Raw genomic sequence first — 16,641 nt, 5'->3', positions numbered from 1 at the left:
GTTTGATCGTATGAAAGCAAGAAAATGGGTTTGTAGGAAAGTGAAGGTGCCGCTATAGTGAAGCTAGAGGAGAGCGAGCAGCCTGCTATACATTTCGGCAAAAGCTGGGGGCGGAAAAAGGCAAAGAGCGCGATCTTACAGGAGGCTTCATCTCCGTTACAGCGCTGTTTCCTCGCTTTCTGGAAGCTAGCGGCTTCGTTACATATTTCCTGCCTGCGTGCATAGTTTGAACTATTGTAGCGGATGCTGCTTGCTATTCTTGTTTTATTGGCGTTGTTAGACCGTGGCAGTGATAACGATGAATCCTTTGTTCGCAAAATGGAGGGTGAGGGTGGTAAACGATGGATTCCGCAGGTTTTCATATCGAAGCAGAGGCTGTGCAGAAAGCAGGCGCTTATTTCGCAGAGGAGGAGACGGCGTTTATTCCGTTAGTCAGCTTTGAAAGCGGTGTCTATGCCTGGATGCAGCGAGGACAGCGGTATGTCCTCAAATTAACGTCACGGCAGCGGAGGACGGAAGCTGAAATTTTGGGAGAAATCGATTTTGTCCGCTTTGCAGCAGAACAGGGCATACCGGTGGCTGGAGCGGTGCTGTCCCGCCATGGACGCTATGTTGAGGCTGTGGGGGATGAAGGGCCGGAGGGATATTGGGCGTATGCATTTGAATGGGCGGAAGGGGAGGAAATTAAGGCACAGGACTGGGGGCCGGAGCTGTACCGGATATGGGGGCGCACCACGGGGGAGCTGCACCGTGTAACGTGTCTGTACAGGCCCTCCAGCCCGGAATGGACGCGATGCCGCTGGGATGAAGAGGAGCTGTACCTTGCCGGCTTGTCCGCCATCTCCGAAATACCGGATGTGCAGATGGCAGCCGAGCCGGTTCTGCGGCGGCTGCGGCAGGCACCCGAGCATGCGCAGCAGTTCGGCTTGATTCATCATGACCTGCACCATCGTAATTTTCATTTGCATCAGGGCAAGCTGGTTGTTTTTGATTTCGATGGACTGGTGCATCATCATTTTGCAAGTGATATCGCGATTGCCTTATATTATGCCTTGGCCTGGCATTCCTCGGAAAAGGATAAAACCTTGTTTGCCGAGCGGTTTTTACAGCATTTTTTGGAAGGGTATGCCGAAGCCCGTACAGTATCCGGGGAGCTGCTGCAGGGCTTGCCGGACTGGATGCTGCTCCGCCATATGCTGCTGTATGCTTCTCATCTGCGGAATTGGGAGGGGAGCAGCTTGAATACGATGCAGCGCTGGACCTTGAACCGCTACCGGACGGATCTTGCAAAAGGCACTCTTTTCGGTGGAATCGATTTCGGCAGGCTGGGCTTTCAAAGCCAGGAAGGGGGGCTTCAACGCCAATGAATATTCAATGGGTGGACTGCTATATTGATAAGCTGCTGACCATGTACCCGGAGGTGAAGCCGTATGCCGCCATGATTGACCGGTGGGCGTTCGTCCCGGAATGGACGGAAGCGGGAGTAAGCTTCGATTTGACCCGGGTTCTGCAAACCGAACAGCAGCTGATTGAGCTGTACGGAATACAACGTTATTTTACGAGAGGCTGGATTGATGAGGCGCTGCAGGAAGGGCAGCAGGTGCTGCTGCCCTGTGATTTGTTTTTTATGCCGCATGCGGCCGTCTTTTATGGAAAAGAGCATGCCGGCCATTATATTTTGGTGCAGCGCCGCTTGGAGGATGGACGTTACCTCATCTTTGACGATCATCCCGGATTTAGCGGAGAGATGAGCCGGAGCGTGCTGGAGCTTGCTCATCAAGCGATGGACTTGCCCTTCCAGGCGTTCAAGCCGGGCTGTAAGGCGGTTACGGATGAGACGGCGGTGAGCTATGTAATCAGGCAGCTTCGTTCGGACTCGTTCAACCTGGGGGACTTCGCGAAGCGCTTGCTTGCCGCCAAGCTGCCTCCTGCCAGGATATGCGGCATTGTGAAGGAAACCCGCCATATGCAGCACCGGCTGCAGGGGCTGGTCAGGATGCTTGAGACGGCACCGGTTCCAGCAAGCAGCAGGGCTGCTATTGATGAGATGCAGCAGGCAGTGATCGGCTATATGGATGCTTGGCGCGCCACAGTTAATCTGGCGGTGAAGGGGCTGCTGCTTCCGGCGGAAGCCTTATGGAGCCGGCTGGAACAACGTCTAATGAAGCATGCCGAGGGGGATGACCTTCTGAGAAAAGCGGTGGCTCAGCTGCGGGATGCTTTGATCCGGGAGCAGTCTATACACCAATCAAAGCCTGTATAAGCGAGGGATATGGAATGGAGCTTGCCAGGGACGACCGCGCCGGACGCAATCGCCGGGTGATTACGCTGTTACATGCGGCTTGGGGAATTGTGTTCATGAAGTACCACCAGCCGGACAATCTGTTATTATGCTTTGATTCGAACAGCACGCTTCCTGTCTGGACCTGCAAATATGAGACGCTTCCCTCGGAAGCGGCCATGTGTCTGGAAATGACAGCCTGTCCGGAGGATACGCTGGCGCAGTGGTGCGCGAAGCTGGCCGGCAAAATGGAGCCTTATTGGAATGAAGCGATATGGCTGCAGGCTGGGAATGATCCGCTTGAGGATGCGGACAGTCCGGAGCTGCAGGCTCTGCTGGAGCAAATGATGAAGGCTGACCGCAAGCTGAATCAGCACCTTCATGCTGCTGTTCCGCCGATGCAGCTTGAAGCCCACTTGAAGCGTGTGTACCGGGCCTTGCGGCAGCAGGCCGAGCTGCGTATTTGCGATGTGGAGCTGCTGCACGAGCAGGAACGCAGCCGCCTTCTGCATGATTTCAATCGGACAGAGGCGGCCTATTCAAGGCGGCAAACCATTCACGGACGGTTCATGGAGCAGGCGGCCCAAACGCCGGACAATCGGGCGGTCGTATGCAATAACGTAAGCCTCAGCTATAAGGAGCTGGACCGGAAATCGGGACAGCTTGCCGCTGCGCTGCGCTGCAGGGGTGTCCGGCCGGGGCAGTTCGTTGCCATTACGGCGGACCGGACACCGGAGATGGTGATCGGCCTGCTGGCGATTCTGAAGGCCGGCGCGGCATATTTGCCCGTTGATCCCCGTGCGCCTGAAGAGCATACCCGCGCCATATTGGAGGATAGCGGTGTTCGTGTGGCGGTTACTCAGGCTTTTTCCAGCCGGATGGGGGTTGAATGTATCAATCCGTATGACCCTCTCATGTACGAGGATGTCACCCTTGACGACACGCCGTGGCCCGGGAGTCCGGCAGATCTTGCTTATGTCATCTATACCTCAGGAACGACCGGCACGCCCAAAGGAGTTTTGGTCCGCCATCAAGGGGTTGTTAACTTCGCAGCCTGGTTCGAGGATCGCTACCGGATTTCGCGGCACCCGCATGTGCTGCAAACCGCAAATCTGACGTTTGACGCGTCGGTGGAATCGATTTTCTGTACGCTGCTGAACGGCGGCACAGTCTTTTTGATCCGCACGGAAATGCTGCTGCACAAGGGTGCCTTCCGCAAATTTATCGATACGCATCAGGTGCATGTGGTACCTCTCGTTCCTTCGTTGTTGTCCCTGGTATCGGAGGATGCGAAGCTGGAAAGTGTACATATCATTATTTCTGGCGGGGAGGTTCTGGAGCAGCAGGTCAAGGACCGGATTATTGAAAAGGGGTACCGGCTGTATAATCATTACGGGCCGACGGAGACAACGGTGGTCGCTCTGGCCTCCGATGTGCGAGAGCAAGCAAAGGTGACGCTCGGAAGGCCGATTGCGAACACGCGTATTTATATTGTGAACCCGCAGCTTGAATTATGCCCTATCGGTATACTTGGAGAAATCTGTATTGCGGGCGACGGCCTGGCGGCGGGGTATTTGAACCGGGAAACACTGACGTCAGAACGGTTTGTGCCGAACCCGTATGAGCCGGATCAACTGATGTACCGCACAGGCGATATCGGACGATGGCTTGCGGATGGAACGGTAGAATATGCGGGGAGAGCGGACGATCAGCTCAAAATCAATGGGGTTCTCATTCACCCGGAAACGATTCGGAAGCAGCTGCTCACACATCCGGCCATACACGAGGCATTTGTTATGGGGGTAGAAGTAAACGGCATGATGAGGCTGCACGCCTACTATACGACGAAAAGGCCTGCTGCAACGGCAGAGCTGCGAGAGTTTCTGCTGCAGAAAATATCACCAACCGTCATGCCGGGCAGGTTTGTTGAGGTTCCCTATTTTCCTGTTAATCTAAGCGGCAAAATTAATAAGAAGGCGCTGCTTGCCATGAGCTGAATTTAATAGTGTAGCTGCGGGAAGCATCCGGCTCTTAGGAGCGGGATGCTTCCTTTTTTGCGCTTTATGATGCCGCAGATACAGGGAAATGGCTGAATTGTAAAGTGCTTTTGACGGCCTGCCCTTTCCATATCGGATAAGGTTAATGTACAGTCAAAGCTGCATTTTTTACATTTACTATAGCAGGAGAACCTATGAATCGTGATCGGGCGAAGTAGAAGAACGTAGAGGCCTGTTATATGATGTTTCAGGAAAGGAGAACCCCTGCAGATGACTATTATTTATCATCATTGCCATAATAAGTGCAGCTCCGGAGTCATCTACTCTTGCAGCTCGACGCCGGCCGCCTGTAACGAAGGGAAAATTGGAGCGACCGGGGCGACGGGAGCGGCAGGGGCGACCGGGCCGACGGGGCCGACGGGAACGACCGGGCCGACCGGGGCGACGGGAGCGGCGGGGGCGACCGGGGCGACGGGGCCGACGGGAGCGGCGGGGGCGACGGGGCCGACGGGAGCGGCGGGGGCGACCGGGGCGACGGGAGCGGCAGGGGCGACCGGGCCGACCGGGGCGACAGGGCCGATCGGAGCGGCGGGGGCGACGGGGCCGACGGGAACGACCGGGCCGACCGGGGCGACGGGGCCGACCGGGGCGACGGGAGCGGCAGGGGCGACCGGGCCGACGGGGCCGACGGGAGCGACCGGGGCGACGGGAGCGGCAGGGGCGACCGGGCCGACGGGAGCGGCGGGGGCGACCGGGCCGACCGGGGCGACGGGACCACTCGGGCCGGTTACCTCTGGCTCGGCGGCAAACAATACCGGAGCAACAATTGTATTAACTTTATTGAACCCCACAGGCAATTTACCGTTCCCCAATGCACAAAACTTATCCTCAGACATTACGGTCAATAATCCGACAGCAGACACGTTTACAATTAATACAGCCGGAAGGTATTTAATCACCTATGCAGTATATCCGACGCTGACTCTGCTGACTTCATTTCAACTGACTAGAAACGGGGCTGCCGTGAACGGGACCCTAGTTTCGGCCGCGGTCGGCACCTCGCTTGTATATAACCAAATCATTATTACTATTTCCGCAGGGGATGCCATTCGCGTGACGGTCACAACGACATTGGCGGCGACCGTAACATTATCGGGCACATCGACGTCGGCAACATTGACCATGGTTAGGGTGGGATAAGCTTCCAAGCCTCGAGGCACTTCTCTGCATAAGCGCAGCCGCTGCGGAATACTATACAGTACCCAATTTGTCGATTGGAGGCTGTATAGGTGAAGCTAACGGGAAGTAAAGCACTTGTGACGGGAGCAGACGGCTTTATCGGATCGCACCTGGTGGAGCAGCTTGTCCGCCAAGGCTGCAGCGTGCGGGCCTTTGTGTTTTATAATTCCTTTGGCGCTACCGGCTGGCTGGCGGGGCTGCAGGACGAAATTATGAGCCAGGTCGAAATCGTTACGGGAGATATAAGGGATCCGTATGCGGTCAAGCAAGCGCTGCGCGGATGCAGCACGGTGTTTCATTTAGCTGCGCTAGTCGGCATTCCTTACTCTTACCAGGCGCCTGAAAGCTATATCGATACCAATATTAAAGGAACACTCCATGTGCTGCAGGCAGCCAGGGAGCTTCAGCTGGACAAAGTCATTCATACCTCGACCAGCGAGGTTTACGGAACGGCGCGGTTTGTCCCGATTACCGAGGACCACCCCCTGCAGGGACAGTCCCCTTACGCCGCGTCCAAAATCGGAGCGGACCAGCTGGCGCTGTCTTTTTACCAATCGTTCGGCACCCCCGTATGTATCGTACGTCCGTTCAATACGTATGGCCCCCGGCAGTCGCTTCGAGCTGTAATCCCGACAGTCATTGCCCAAATCGCAAGCGGGATCGATCGGCTTAAATTGGGGGCGGTTCACCCCACCCGGGATTTCATGTATGTACGGGATACGGTACGCGGATTTGCGGCTGCGGCCGGGTCCGAACGTTCGGTTGGCGAAGTGATTCATTTGGGCAGCGGCTTTGAAATCCGGATCGGAGCCTTGGTCCAGCTCATCGCCCAGTTGATGGGCCGTGATGTGGAGCTTGAGCTGGATTCGGTCCGGCTGCGGCCCAAGGACAGCGAAGTGGAGCGGCTTTGGGCAGACCCTGCCAAGGCGCGGGAGCGGATGGGCTGGAGTCCCGAATATCAAGGGCTGGACGGATTAAAGCGGGGCTTGACTGAAACGATCGCCTGGTTTACCGAGCGCGATAATCTGAAGCGCTACGAGGCCCAATCACAAGGGTACAGCATATGAAGCCGGAGCAGCTTGTGGACGATATTATAGGCCGGCTTGAACAGGTGCTTCCAGCCTCCAGCTGTTCCATTCCTCTTCATGAACCAAGCTTGAAAGGAAATGAATGGGCCTATGTCAAGCAGTCCCTCGATACCGGCTGGGTATCGTCGGCCGGAGGCTTTGTGGAGCAATTTGAAGCACAGCTTGCAGCTTACACGGGGGCCGGTTATGCCGTGGCGGTTGTGAATGGCACCGCTGCCTTGCACCTCTGCTTGCGGCTGGCCGGCGTAGAGCCGGGGGATGAGGTCATCGTGCCGGCGCTGACCTTTGTAGCCACTGCCAATGCAGTGTCCTATTGCGGGGCGGTTCCCCATTTGGCGGACAGCTCCGAGCTGACGCTGGGGATAGACCCGTTCAAGCTGGAAGCTTATTTGGATGAGGTCGCAGTGCTGCGGGACAATTGCTGCCGGAACCGGGTTACAGGCCGACGGATGAAGGCGCTGGTTGCGGTGCATACGTTAGGCCACCCGGCGGAGCCAGAGCGACTCCAGCAGCTATGCAGGCGCTATAGGCTTGAGTTTGTTGAAGATGCGGCGGAGTCGCTCGGCTCCTATTACAAAGGGCAGCATACCGGAACCTGGGGCACCTTGTCGGCGCTGAGCTTTAACGGGAATAAAATTATAACCGCCGGCGGAGGGGGCGCGGTGTTGACGAATGACGAATCGCTTGCACGGGAGTGCAAGCATTTGACGACAACCGCCAAGCTTGCGCATCGCTGGGCGTTTCAGCATGATCGGATCGGGCATAATTACCGGATGCCCGGCATCAATGCGGCGTTAGGGACCGCCCAATTGGAACAGCTAGCGGAGCTGCGCCGGCGCAAACGCGTCCTGGCTGCGGCATATGCATCAGTATTTGCCGGTTGTGAGGGGCTTCGCTTCTTTCTGGAGCCTCCGGATGCGGAAAGCAACTATTGGCTGAATGCGCTTGTACTTGCTGAGGAAAACGAAGCCGGGCTGGAGCCTTTGCTGGAGCAGACACACAGCAAGGGCTGGAATACCCGGCCGTTATGGACACCGCTGCATCTTCAACCGATGTATGCAGGCTGCCCCCGGATGGATGTATCCACGGCGGAAAGCCTGGCACGGCGAATCTTGACAATTCCGAGCAGCGCTGATTTGGGAGGAGAGCATGATTAAGACGAGGATCGGCGTTGTAACGGGAAGCCGGGCGGAATACGGCTTGCTGTACGGGATTATGCGGGAGCTTCAAGCCGCGCCGGAAATGGAATTGCAGGTCATTGTGACAGGCATGCACCTGTGTGGCGAATTTGGCTTGACCTATCGGACCATTGTGGAGGACGGCTTCGAGATAGCCGAGAAGGTAGAGATGCTGCTGGCCAGTGATACGCCTGTAGGCGCGGTGAAATCCGTCGGACTCGGTATGATTGGGTTCGCGGATACGCTGCAGAGGCTGAGGCCGGATTGTATCGTTGTGCTGGGTGACCGGTTCGAAATATGGGCGGCTGCTGCTGCCGCCTATATGGCCCAAATCCCGATTATCCACATCGGCGGTGGAGATGTAACGGAGGGCGCCTTTGACGAAGGGATACGGCATGGAATCACGAAGATGGCCCGGCTGCATTTTGTCACGAATGAGCTTTCGCGTGAGCGGGTGTGCCAGCTAGGTGAGAATCCCGCGCATGTAGTCAATGTAGGGCACCCCGGAATCGAGAGAATACTGCACATGCCTCTTTTGAATCGTGAGGAAGTGCAAAGGAAGCTGGGCTTCCGGCTCCGGGCCAGAAATGTGCTGGTGACGTATCATCCGGAGACACTCGGCGGGAAGGAAGCGGAGGCCGATATGGAGCAATTGCTCGAAGCCCTTGACCGGCTGGGGGACGGGACCGGAATTTTAATGACAAGGCCGAATGCGGACCCGGGCGGAAGACAGCTTGCCCGGCTGCTGGAGGCATTTGCCCACCGGCGGGAGCATGTCGGTCTCTACACTACATTGGGACAGCTTCTTTATTTCAGCACAGCCCGGTATATGGATGCGGTTGTCGGGAATTCCTCCAGCGGCATTTGCGAGATTCCCGCCCTGCATATACCGACGGTTGACATTGGGGACCGGCAAAAGGGGAGGCTGCGCGGAAATACGGTTATTCATTGCGAGGCCCGGGCCGATGCGATTGTAGCGGCTATCCGGCAGGCCTATGCAATGGACTGCACCCAGGTCGTAAATCCGTACGGCGCTGGGATCAGCAGCAAGCGGATGATGACCGAATTAACGAACTATGCCGCGAACAGGTCGAAGGATCGGCCTAAAACTTTTTTCAGGGTGGGGAACTAGAATGCCAAACGCAAGCACCTTTATCGTTGCTGAGATCGGCGTCAACCACAACGGCTCCGTGGCGCTGGCGAAGCAGCTTATTGATGCCGCCGTATATGCCGGGGCCGATGCCGTGAAGTTCCAATCGTTTCAGGCGGACAGCATGGTAAGCGAGCATGCGTCCAAAGCGGAGTATCAGCGGAAAACAACGGCTGCCGGAGAATCTCAGCGTATGATGCTGCGGAAGCTCCAGCTTTCCGGTGAAGCGCATCACGAGCTGCTTGCATATTGCCGGCAGCGGCATGTTCAATTTTTGTCCACGCCGTTTGATGCGGAAAGTGTGGACTTACTCGTTACGGAGCTGGGCATTCCGATGCTGAAGGTGGCTTCAGGAGAAATTACAAACGCCCCGCTGCTTGTTAAAATGGCCCAGTCCGGCAAGCCCCTCCTGGTTTCGACCGGCATGAGCACACTCGGTGACATCGAGCAGGCGTTGGCCGCCCTTGCCTGGGGATTCACGCAGCCTTCCGGCACGACACCAAGCTGGCCCGGTATGCGGGACGCTTACATATCGGATCGCGGCCAGGAGGCGCTTGCCCGGCATGTGACGCTGCTGCATGCAACCTCCGAGTATCCGGCTCCGGCTCGGCACGCCAACCTGCGCTGTCTGGACACACTGGCAGCGGCCTTCCAGCTGCCTGTAGGGCTGTCCGACCATACGGAAGGAATCGCGGTGTCTATCGGCGCTGCCGCTCGGGGAGCTGCTGTAATCGAGAAGCATTTGACCCTGGATCGCGCTCTGGCAGGGCCGGATCACCGGGCTTCGCTTACACCGGAGGAGTTTCGCCAGTTAGTATCCGGCATCAGACAAATTGAGGAGGCCTTGGGCCGACACGCCAAGCTTCCTACACCCGAGGAGCGGGGCAATGCGCAGCTTGTACGGAAAAGCCTTGTCGCGGCACGCAACATAGAAGCTGGCGAGAACTTCACAGCCGGCAATGTGGCGGTGAAGCGGCCCGGATTGGGGCGCTCCCCTTTTTTATACTGGGATACTTTAAATACTTCAGCCAATCGGCCGTATCGGAAGGATGAGCTGCTCGAATGAACATTGCGATTTTTGGAGCGTCGGGTCTGGCGGTAGAGGTTGCCGATATTTGCGAGCGTCTCGGATATCAGGACGTTGTGCTGCTGGAAAAGGAAGGTGTGCAGAATCGTCCCCAGGAGTATCCGGTACTGGCCGAATCCAGCGCCGAAGCTTTATCGGCAGCGGGCTTTAAGTTCATCATTGCCGTTGGACGGCCTGATGTCCGAAAGCGAATTTATGAAGCGTTCCCGGAGCTGGCTTATGTGAATATCGTTCATCCGGGCGCGGCTCTCGGATCGAGGCAGAAGGCGGGCTTGCTCGGCCGAAAAGGCAATATTGTGTTTGCCGGGGCGCAGATGACCACGGGTATCCGGTGCGGGAGCTTCGGCATATACAATCAGAACTGCACGGTCGCCCATGACTGTATTATCGAAAATTATGTAACCATCGGACCCGGTGCGAGCATTTCAGGCAATGTTCACTTGAAGGAGGGGGCTTATGTCGGAACGGGGGCGGTTATTTTGCAGGGCCGATCCCTGGAAAATAAGCTGGAAATCGGACGCTGCGCGACTATCGGCGCGGGCGCAGTAGTAACTAAGCCGGTACCCGATAACCAGACCGTCAAGGGGGTGCCGGCCAGATAAGCATTCCGCATAAGGGTACAAAAAGGCGGAGCGCTACCAGGCGTGCAGCCCTCCGTCCACATACAGGTTGTGCCCGGTCACGTAGCTTGAAGCGTCAGAAGCCAGAAAAAGCATGGCGCCGACCAGCTCATCGGGGTGTCCCATTCGGCCCATGGGGACCCGGTTGGCATAGCTGCGGACGAAGGTGTCGTTTTGCCCGCTTTCGACTCCGCCTGGAGTCAGCGTATTGACACGGATGCCGTACTTGGCCCAGCGTGCCGCCAAATGTGCAGTCAGTCCGACCACCGCCGCCTTGGAGGCGGAATACACCGCAGGGGTGTTGATGGCCATGCCTAAATAGCAGGAGCCTTCATAAATTCGCTCATCCGGGCCGAACAAGCCATAAATAGAAGACGTCTGTATGATAGAGCCGCCCTGGTTTTGCTTCAGCATATGCTTGCCCACTGCTTGGGCCGCCAGGAACATGCCGTCGACATTGACAGACATTACCTTGCGCCATTGCTCCAGGGAGTATGCTTCAAACGGTGCGAAAAATTGAGCCAAATCTTCGGATTTACTGGCTGCATTATTCAGCAAAATGTCGATGCTTCCAAATTGTGCGGCAGCCTGATCCACCATCCGGTTGACGAAGGCGGGCTGCGTCACATCACACCGGATACCGATGCAGGCTGTCCCGTAGCGGGCTTCCAGCTCCTGTGCAAAGCGGGACACACCATCGCCATCTAAATCCGCGACAACAACCCGGGCCCCGAATTCGGCCAGACCCGCGCAAAACCGCCGCCCCAGCAGGCCGAGGCCTCCGGTTACAATGGCGGTTTTCCCCGCCAGCTGAAACCGTTCTCCATAGCTTTCCTTCCCTTTGCTGCTCATGTACATTCCTTCCTCTTCTGAAGTAAAAAATCAACCATTTGAAAATCCAGCTCGGAGTCGATGTCCATCGATCGTTGCGCAGGCATGATATAAATCCGGGTCGACGTGTGAAACAAACGTTCACACGTAAACAGCCAATCCCTTTCCCACACATAAACCGAAGCGTTGAGATCGTAGGTTAGAGGTGTGTCCTGCCTTCGAATCAGGGGAGGGTCCACAGGCTTGACCAGCCGGACGCTTCCGTCCCCGTTTTGCTCTACCATGTTGAAATAAGGGGAACGGCGGGAAGGATGGCCCGATACGACGTTTCGTGCCACTGAGTTTTCCAGGAGCAGCACGGCTCCCGCAATATCCTCTATCGTTCGCAGAGGAGCGGTGACATCCAAATCGGCAACGGTATCGAAGCTGCAGCCGAGGCGAGACTCGATTTCCGCCGCACAATGCCGGATAGCCGGAATTTTGGGCGCTTCATCGCCTGACAGCTCCGCCGGGCGCATTACAAGCTGCTTTACTCCATATGCTGCCGCAATGTCAAGAATGTCCTCAGAGTCGCTGCTCACTGCAATATGATCGAACAGCCCGGAGCCCTGAGCTTGCAGGATGGAATGGGCCAGGAGCGGCATTCCGCATAAGCTGCGGATATTTTTGTTCGTCACCCCTTTGGACCCGGCCCGGGCACATAGAGTACACAGCCGCATCATCCGATTATCCACCTCCCTAGACGGGCAGACCGCTCCGCCTGCTCTATGAGCTGCAAGGTTTGAAGCGCCTCCCGGCCCGAGCAGAGCTGCTCATGCCGGCCAAGCAGCATGGCCTGATGCTGCGAGCGGTACGTTGTGTCGGCATCACAGAGAAAGGCCTCCGTGTGCCGGCCGATCTGCAGCGTGTGCCGAATAAGGTCTGCGAGGTAGGTTTGATCGGCCGTGTTGACAATGACATGTCTTTGCCGGATACGATCCAGATAGTTCATCTGGACGCTGACAACCGGGCAGCCGCTCGTGCGCAGCAAAAGTGCAAACACGTCCTCGCTTTCAATCTCCAGCGGACTGTGCCGTCCGCCGATGGCGCAGACGCCGGTCCAGGGGCCGAACAGCCATTGAATGTAGTCCAGCTCATGGCTGAGATCGCGAAGCACGCCGCCGCCCTGGCTGCGGTAGGCGGAATAGGAGGTGCGGTAATCACTGTCCCGCCAATCCGGCAAATATTGCCCTGCATACACTTGAACGGAAATAACAGGAGGCTTGAGCAGCCGCTTCAGGCGCTGCAGGACCGGATGAAACCGTAGGTTATAGGCGGTGAATACAGATTGCAAATAAGACGGCTGCAGCAGAAGCGCAGAGTCAAACAGCGGCTTCTCCATTAAAATGGCGCCTTGATAGCCAAGCGTCCGCAGATGCGCCAGGGTCGGGTAATGCTCGTGCGTACGATTGGCCACGACGACGTAGTCCGGCTCAGCAAAGCGAAGCGCCTCCTCTAAGGAAGCATAACAGGGGAAGGGAACGTCTTCCTGGCGGCTGACAACGGCAACCGTGCATCCCAGTTCCTGCAGCAGCCGGCAGTGGCGCCGCCCGATTGATCCGTAGCCCACCACAAGCACATTCACGGGAACACCTCATCATAATCCCGGTTCGCCCGTTCGTAGTCTTCCGGTTGGCCGATATCCAGCCAATATTCTTGAACGGGGAATACCGAAACCGGAAGCTTCAGGTCGGTAAGCCGCTGAAAGAGCTGCGGCATATCTGTTCGGGTATTGGCCGGCAGACGGGAAAGGACGTGCGGATTCATGACATAAATCCCTGCATTCACATAGCTCTTCTGAATCGGCTTCTCCTGCATGCCCAGAAAACGATGCTGGTCGGTTCGGACGAGGCCGTAAGGAATGGAGTACGTGTATTCGCGGATACACATGGTGGCGGCGCTGCCGGTCTCCAGGTGAAATTGGAGGAGCTGCGGGAAATTAAGACTGGTCAGCAAATCCCCGTTAATGACAATCAAAGGCTTGTCGGGAACAGAGGGAAGCAAGGTGAGGGCGCCTGCGGTTCCGAGCTGCTGCTGCTCGCGGAGATATTGAATGCGGACGCCCCATTTGCTGCCGTCGCCGAAGTAATTCTCGATCATCTCGGCTTTATAATGTACAGAGAAGAAGAAATTCGTAAAGGAATAGGCCGCCAGCGACTGCAGAATCGTTTCCAGAATCGGCTTGTTCCCCACGGTCAGCAAAGGCTTGGGACAATCATTCGTTAGCGGAGCGAGTCTGCTGCCGAGGCCTCCGGCCATAATGACGACCCAATTGTCCTGCCGGGGCACCTGAAGCAAATCCTCCAGCGCCTCAATCCCGACGACCCGCCCGTCATCATCCAGAACGGGAATCCGGCGCAAGCCGTGCCGGATCATAAGCTGCAGTACGGCTTCCCGCGATGCGCCTTGGGGAATGGAGGTTGGGTTTGTATTCATGATTTGCTGCACCGGCTCATGCAGCTTGACGCCCTTCAGAATGGCCCGGCGAACATCGCCATCAGTCACCGTCCCCAGCAGGCGCTGGGAAGGAGCAGTAACGATTGCGATTTGGGCTGCGTCTTGTTCGATGATTTGCATCGCTTGTTGAATCGTCGTATGCGGATGAACCGTCATGCTTCCGCAAGCTCTCATAATCATGCCTCCAGATCCGTAAACTGAGCAGGTGATATGTAGCTCCGCCCATATCGAAGGAATAAGGGCGGAAAGCGAAGTTGAGGAGGATTCTTTTGTTGCTTTAAACGGGCATTAGACCGATGCTCTGAAAAATTCTGTCATGCACAAATCAGCAATTGCGCTGGTAACGGTAGCAGTAGCGCTAATGGTGGTGAAGCCCGCAACGGCAAAGGCTCTGGATTGCCCCGAAGCGACACTGGTCATGGTAGCGACAATTCTTGTGCCTCTCCGGAAGGTGAATGTAATCGCAGCGGAGTTGGTAGAGACGTTGGACAGGACACCGGATGCGGCAATCGGCGTAGGGCTTGGTCCGAAGATCAGGCTCGCTAAGGTCGTCCCTGCGCCGACGGGATAGGCTTGATTCGCTAAGCAGACGCTGACGACGGGCTGCTGACAACAAGATGTCGAGCTGGAGCAACTCATGGATGTATTCCTCCTCGTGTAGATTCAGATGCAAGATATCATATGGAGTCGGGAGGAGTTCGGTATAGGTACATGACTTCATTTTGAAATTAGAATGTACATCCCGTGTCATTGAACCAGGGTATGCTTAAAGCGCATTCGCAAGCGGGCTTCCACTTCTTCAAAATGCTCCGCCACCGTCCGGGCGGTGTCCCTCAGGTGTTGAAGCATTTGGTGCTGCAGGCTTGTCATGGCCCGCAATCGTTCGACAGAATGGATTTCACCCAAATCATTTATTTTTTTCTGATAGGCAAAAATGAGATGCTGAACAAAGGTCGTCAGGTTAACCGACGTATATTTGTGATACACGCTGCTGTTATTATGCACCAGCGCTTCAATAAAGGCGGGGATTTCCGTCTCCGGATATTTCTCCCGGAGCAGGCATGCCTTCTCCACAAGCCGGCAGCTTCGTATGTCCTCGGAAGCCATATCGGCCATGTGAAGGAAGCTTTGACGGATCTCGCCCGACCGCTTCAGGAGGAGCTCCACCTTCTCCGAGAGCCGGATTTCCTCCGGGGATGGCATTATTTGCTGGACAAAGTGATATAGTGGAGTCTCCAGAGGCTCCCGGCAAAAGGCTTGAACTGCTTCCTGCAGGGGCATCAGCTCGGTGCCTTCAATGTAAGCTCCGCCTTCGGTAGCATCGATGAAGCGGGTGTCCGGGTATTGGCTGATTTGCTGCTCAAACCACAGCTTGAAGCCCATCCACAGCTTATTCGTGGTGACAGGCTTTCCGTCAACACCCGGCACCTCCCAGGTTTGCTGATTTTGCAGCGCATGGACCTGACTGGCCATATAATCCTCCGTGTAGATGGACTGCGAGCTGTGAGTATGCATATCCCGGCCAAAGGCCAAATCCTGGCCGACAAAAATGATCGGATTTGCCCTGACCCACAGCGCAAATTCAAAGGCCAGGTGAGCCGAGGACGACCCGCCCTGCAGACCGGACCGGTCATCGGTGAGAGCTTCTTGAATCCATTTTCCCGAATGCTCCAGGCTTCGGAAAACCGGAATCCACGGGCCCCGTACAGTCTGAGGAATTCTCGGATCGATCAGAGTCAGACCGAGCAGGGTCAGTTCGGGCGGCAGAGCATCCTTGGCAAAATGAAAATGATACACATTCGGAGAACGCTCTGTCACACTGACAGCATCGGGATAAATATTCCGCTTCAGACATGGGCGCAAAGCCGATTCCGCCGTAAGGAGAAGAGCCTTGCCGCACGCCTGGGCCAGATGGTGAATGTTGCGATCCAAGGAAGGGCCGCTGGAGATAATAAACGCGGGCTTGCCTGCAAAAGCGCCGCGCAGGCCGGATAGTTGAGGGCCACGGACAATGGCCTCCGCATTGTCGAGAATGTTGTATAAGCCAACCAGGGTGTCATGAATGGAATTTCCCACACTGGAGGTCATTAACTCCAAACGGCCTAGCAGCCACTGATGCAGGGCGAAATAGTGCTGCTTCAGGTTACGGTGAGCCAGCCAGGTGAAGTGCGCGCTCAGTCTTGTCGAACGCAGCAGGAAATCCCCGTTCATCATCGCATCGAACTGCTGCTTCATTTGCGGCATGGGGCCGACGATAAAATGAAAGAACGGATCCTTTAATAGAGGGCGAAGGTCCACATGGCACAGCATGGTGTAAAACAGCTCCGGGCTTTGCTCAAAAACAAACGTTTCCGTATACGGCTTTTTGCGTTTGGCATATTCAAGCAGCGGATAGCCGAAGCCGCAGCTGTAAATAAAGCTGACCCTCGTATCGCTGTAATTCAATGTTTGGGCCCAGCGTTCAGCTTCCTCCCGCGGATTTACAAGACTGTTGGTCTGAACCCGCTGCTTCCCGGTGTGTACAATCGCAACGGGCGATCCCTCTTGCGAGGACATCATCTCAATCGTGGTCGCGATGCGTCCGGCGGTATACGGCTCCAGCAAGTTTTTCAGATGTACGGGAAGGAGAACCAGATTCTCTTCCAGAATCGTGCACATGTCCATTGGCCCCCTT

The 16,641-nt window shown here is 56.3% G+C and carries 15 protein-coding genes; 9 read left to right on the top strand and 6 right to left on the bottom strand.

The genetic code is table 11. The features are described 5' to 3' along the window. The first annotated feature begins 341 nt into the window (after positions 1-341). From WBG83_RS11140 to WBG83_RS11100, 9 genes are all read left to right on the top strand, one after another. A complete protein-coding gene (locus WBG83_RS11140) occupies positions 342-1,367 on the top strand; it encodes a phosphotransferase enzyme family protein (protein WP_336745091.1) in 1,026 nt (341 codons plus the stop codon). Beyond that, a complete protein-coding gene (locus WBG83_RS11135; protein WP_336745090.1) occupies positions 1,364-2,263 on the top strand; it encodes a hypothetical protein in 900 nt (299 codons plus the stop codon). Before WBG83_RS11140 ends, WBG83_RS11135 begins: the two co-directional genes overlap by 4 nt. Before the next feature lie 14 nt (positions 2,264-2,277). Beyond that, positions 2,278-4,278: a non-ribosomal peptide synthetase gene (locus WBG83_RS11130; RefSeq protein WP_336745089.1), complete on the top strand. Its 2,001-nt coding sequence runs from the start codon at positions 2,278-2,280 to the stop codon at positions 4,276-4,278. Between the two features lie 270 nt (positions 4,279-4,548). Continuing rightward, positions 4,549-5,478, top strand: a complete 930-nt coding sequence (locus WBG83_RS11125; RefSeq protein ID WP_336745088.1) for a BclA C-terminal domain-containing protein — start codon at positions 4,549-4,551, stop codon at positions 5,476-5,478. Between the two features lie 89 nt (positions 5,479-5,567). Further along, entirely contained in the window at positions 5,568-6,584 is a 1,017-nt protein-coding gene (locus WBG83_RS11120; RefSeq protein WP_336745087.1) for an NAD-dependent 4,6-dehydratase LegB, read from the top strand. Further along, positions 6,581-7,762 (top strand): LegC family aminotransferase, encoded by a 1,182-nt coding sequence (locus WBG83_RS11115; protein ID WP_336745086.1) that lies wholly within the window; start codon positions 6,581-6,583, stop codon positions 7,760-7,762. The genes WBG83_RS11120 and WBG83_RS11115 overlap by 4 nt, the downstream gene beginning before the upstream one ends. Then, positions 7,755-8,915, top strand: coding sequence for a UDP-N-acetylglucosamine 2-epimerase (gene neuC / locus WBG83_RS11110; RefSeq protein ID WP_336745085.1), 1,161 nt, complete (start codon positions 7,755-7,757; stop codon positions 8,913-8,915). Before WBG83_RS11115 ends, neuC begins: the two co-directional genes overlap by 8 nt. 1 nt (position 8,916) lies before the next feature. Further along, positions 8,917-9,999, top strand: coding sequence for an N-acetylneuraminate synthase (neuB, locus tag WBG83_RS11105; RefSeq protein WP_336745084.1), 1,083 nt, complete (start codon positions 8,917-8,919; stop codon positions 9,997-9,999). Next, a complete protein-coding gene (locus WBG83_RS11100; RefSeq protein ID WP_336745083.1) occupies positions 9,996-10,622 on the top strand; it encodes a NeuD/PglB/VioB family sugar acetyltransferase in 627 nt (208 codons plus the stop codon). Before neuB ends, WBG83_RS11100 begins: the two co-directional genes overlap by 4 nt. A gap of 33 nt (positions 10,623-10,655) precedes the next feature. Here WBG83_RS11100 and WBG83_RS11095 read toward each other — a convergent pair whose 3' ends face one another. From WBG83_RS11095 to WBG83_RS11070, 6 genes are all read right to left on the bottom strand, one after another. Then, positions 10,656-11,492: an SDR family oxidoreductase gene (locus tag WBG83_RS11095; RefSeq protein ID WP_336745082.1), complete on the bottom strand. Its 837-nt coding sequence runs from the start codon at positions 11,490-11,492 to the stop codon at positions 10,656-10,658. Continuing rightward, positions 11,489-12,193, bottom strand: coding sequence for an acylneuraminate cytidylyltransferase family protein (locus tag WBG83_RS11090; RefSeq protein WP_336745081.1), 705 nt, complete (start codon positions 12,191-12,193; stop codon positions 11,489-11,491). The genes WBG83_RS11095 and WBG83_RS11090 overlap by 4 nt, the downstream gene beginning before the upstream one ends. After that, positions 12,190-13,095 carry a Gfo/Idh/MocA family protein gene (locus WBG83_RS11085; RefSeq protein ID WP_336745080.1) on the bottom strand — a complete coding sequence of 302 codons (906 nt, stop codon included), beginning with the start codon at positions 13,093-13,095 and terminating at the stop codon, positions 12,190-12,192. Before WBG83_RS11085 ends, WBG83_RS11090 begins: the two co-directional genes overlap by 4 nt. Then, complete coding sequence (locus WBG83_RS11080; RefSeq protein ID WP_336745079.1) at positions 13,092-14,141, bottom strand: nucleotidyltransferase family protein; 1,050 nt, start codon at positions 14,139-14,141, stop codon at positions 13,092-13,094. Before WBG83_RS11080 ends, WBG83_RS11085 begins: the two co-directional genes overlap by 4 nt. Before the next feature lie 114 nt (positions 14,142-14,255). Then, positions 14,256-14,606, bottom strand: coding sequence for an S-Ena type endospore appendage (locus tag WBG83_RS22620; RefSeq protein WP_442955826.1), 351 nt, complete (start codon positions 14,604-14,606; stop codon positions 14,256-14,258). Positions 14,607-14,714: 108 nt separating this feature from the next. Then, positions 14,715-16,625, bottom strand: a complete 1,911-nt coding sequence (locus WBG83_RS11070; protein WP_336745077.1) for a motility associated factor glycosyltransferase family protein — start codon at positions 16,623-16,625, stop codon at positions 14,715-14,717. Positions 16,626-16,641 lie beyond the last annotated feature (16 nt).

The organism is Paenibacillus sp. y28, from assembly GCF_037137075.1.
Classification (GTDB): Bacteria; Bacillota; Bacilli; order Paenibacillales; family NBRC-103111; genus JBBBNV01.
The sequence above is the reverse complement of the archived record's forward strand: the minus strand, read 5'-3'. Positions and strand labels throughout refer to the sequence as shown.

Coding starts and splice junctions, on each gene's coding strand:
- WBG83_RS11135 (WP_336745090.1), top strand. CDS start 1,364: ATGAATATTCAATGGGTGGACTGCTATATTGATAAGCTGCTGACCATG.
- WBG83_RS11070 (WP_336745077.1), bottom strand. CDS start 16,625: ATGTGCACGATTCTGGAAGAGAATCTGGTTCTCCTTCCCGTACATCTG.
- WBG83_RS11080 (WP_336745079.1), bottom strand. CDS start 14,141: ATGAGAGCTTGCGGAAGCATGACGGTTCATCCGCATACGACGATTCAA.
- neuB (WP_336745084.1), top strand. CDS start 8,917: ATGCCAAACGCAAGCACCTTTATCGTTGCTGAGATCGGCGTCAACCAC.
- WBG83_RS11100 (WP_336745083.1), top strand. CDS start 9,996: ATGAACATTGCGATTTTTGGAGCGTCGGGTCTGGCGGTAGAGGTTGCC.
- WBG83_RS11130 (WP_336745089.1), top strand. CDS start 2,278: ATGGAGCTTGCCAGGGACGACCGCGCCGGACGCAATCGCCGGGTGATT.
- WBG83_RS11095 (WP_336745082.1), bottom strand. CDS start 11,492: ATGAGCAGCAAAGGGAAGGAAAGCTATGGAGAACGGTTTCAGCTGGCG.
- WBG83_RS22620 (WP_442955826.1), bottom strand. CDS start 14,606: ATGAGTTGCTCCAGCTCGACATCTTGTTGTCAGCAGCCCGTCGTCAGC.
- WBG83_RS11140 (WP_336745091.1), top strand. CDS start 342: ATGGATTCCGCAGGTTTTCATATCGAAGCAGAGGCTGTGCAGAAAGCA.
- WBG83_RS11115 (WP_336745086.1), top strand. CDS start 6,581: ATGAAGCCGGAGCAGCTTGTGGACGATATTATAGGCCGGCTTGAACAG.
- WBG83_RS11090 (WP_336745081.1), bottom strand. CDS start 12,193: ATGATGCGGCTGTGTACTCTATGTGCCCGGGCCGGGTCCAAAGGGGTG.
- neuC (WP_336745085.1), top strand. CDS start 7,755: ATGATTAAGACGAGGATCGGCGTTGTAACGGGAAGCCGGGCGGAATAC.
- WBG83_RS11125 (WP_336745088.1), top strand. CDS start 4,549: ATGACTATTATTTATCATCATTGCCATAATAAGTGCAGCTCCGGAGTC.